Annotated in this window: 2 protein-coding genes; one reads left to right on the plus strand and one right to left on the minus strand. The window is 44.7% G+C overall.

Features of this window, described 5'->3' with window-relative positions:
* On the plus strand, window positions 1-566 hold a 566-nt coding region (locus PLH26_RS21625), incomplete at its 5' end, for a nitrilase-related carbon-nitrogen hydrolase (protein WP_324588088.1).
* 52 nt (window positions 567-618) lie between these two features.
* On the opposite strand, the gene PLH26_RS21630 is transcribed toward PLH26_RS21625, so the two are convergent.
* Complete coding sequence (locus tag PLH26_RS21630) at window positions 619-1,437, minus strand: M90 family metallopeptidase (protein WP_324588089.1); 819 nt, start codon at window positions 1,435-1,437, stop codon at window positions 619-621.
* Window positions 1,438-1,873 lie beyond the last annotated feature (436 nt).

A 1,873-nucleotide genomic window follows, 5' to 3' on the forward strand; every position in this document is an offset into this window, starting at 1 on the left:
GTTTTTTATGTCACCGCAATGGCGCTGTTGACCAGTACGAAAAAATACACATCACGCCCGATGAGGCCAAGCACTGGGGAATAAAGGGTGGCAACAGTGTAAAGGTATTTGATACCGATGCAGGCAAAATTGGTATTCTTATATGCTATGATGTAGAATTCCCGGAGCTGCCCAGGCTACTGAGTGAAGAAGGTATGCAGATCTTATTTGTTCCCTTCCTCACCGATACGCAGAACGCTTATATGCGTGTGCGGCTTTGTTCACAGGCACGCGCCATAGAAAATGAGTGTTATGTAGCCATTACCGGCAGTGTGGGCAACCTGCCCAAAGTGGAGAACATGGATATTCAGTATTCACAGGCTGCGGTATTCACCCCAAGCGATTTTACCTTCCCTTCCAACTGCATTATCAGCGAAGCAACAGCCAATAGCGAAATGATACTGATAGCGGGAGTTGACCTGTCGTTATTAGATGAGCTGCACAGCTACGGCAGTGTAAGGAATTTGAAAGACCGGAGAAAAGATTTTTATGAGCTGAAGCTGATCGGTGATAAAAGGAAAGAATAGTTTAATACCCGCAGTTTGCAATGACACTTCGATGTTTTAAAAATAGTATACATTACCCGGATCCGTTGGGAGTATTGTAGTGGCGTTTATGAAAAGCTGATCCCGGCTGCTGGTTAAATATTTTTTCCATTAAAGCGAACAACTGGGGGTGGTTGATCTTAAACAGGTCGGGGCGGTTAAAAAAATACTCGGCTGCTACCGCAAAAAATTCCGCATGACTGGTAGCACCGTATACATCAATATCGGATTGACCGGTTTTTATATGATGGATGGCTTCACTTATATATTTGATCCAGGGGATGGTATACTGCTGGTGCAGCAGGGCTTCGGGTATACCATCCGTTGCTCCATCGGCTTTATCCAATAAATGCACAAATTCGTGGATACCTGTATTGTCTTTCCGGCTTTCATTAAGGAAGCCCTGTCTGAGCGCAGGCTTCGACAAGATCATCATACGCTGTAATGCACCCGTTCCTACCATGCCCAGGGTATGGCGCTCATCGCCTGTTGTAGAAAAATCTTCGGTATTGAACCTGTCGCCGTACAATAATACGTCCTTCAAATTATAATAGCGCCATTCAGCAAAACCAAATACCGGTATTACTGCGCTGCTGGCCACCAGCACCCTGTCCAGGTCCTCCACTTCAGTATTAACGCCGTGAATACGGATATAAGAAAGAAATTCTTTTATCCTCTTTTCAAATGCAGCTTTTTGTTCAGGCACCAGTTGACGGTAATACGCTACATGGTCCGATAACAATTGGGAAACATTTTCGGGCACTGCATATACATATCGCTTTCTCCTCCTTACCGCAAAAAATAAAACGATGCACAAGGTCAGAAACAGAACAGGTGCTATAAATGCCGTCATGGTTCAAAGTTAGGTAGTTGATGCATACAAATCCTATATGGCTGATACGCATTACTTCAAAAAAGTCACGTCTTTTCGAAGCGTAAGAAAATGCAGGAATGTAACTTAATCGCTCACGCTGAAGCGAACCCCTCTGCCGTGGCAAAACTCAAATAGAAAAACGCAGATGCTTCGTTCCTTATAATGACATCCATCTTCGCTTCGATCATTTGCAATCTCGTGTTTCGTTTCTCAGCACGGTCAGGCTACTAATGATATAAATCCGAATCGGATAACCGAAATTCAAAGCCCCCATCGTTTATGCACCGTGAGGAAATAATAACCCATTACTTGGGATCAATAGACCGGTAAGCTCTTAGCACCGCCAACTCTCCTTCCCTTCCGGGCCTGCTGATGCCGTGCTCCATGCCCATAAAGCCGCGGTAACCTTTATCAT

Source organism: Agriterribacter sp., from assembly GCF_035444585.1.
In the GTDB taxonomy this organism is placed as follows: domain Bacteria; phylum Bacteroidota; class Bacteroidia; order Chitinophagales; family Chitinophagaceae; genus Agriterribacter.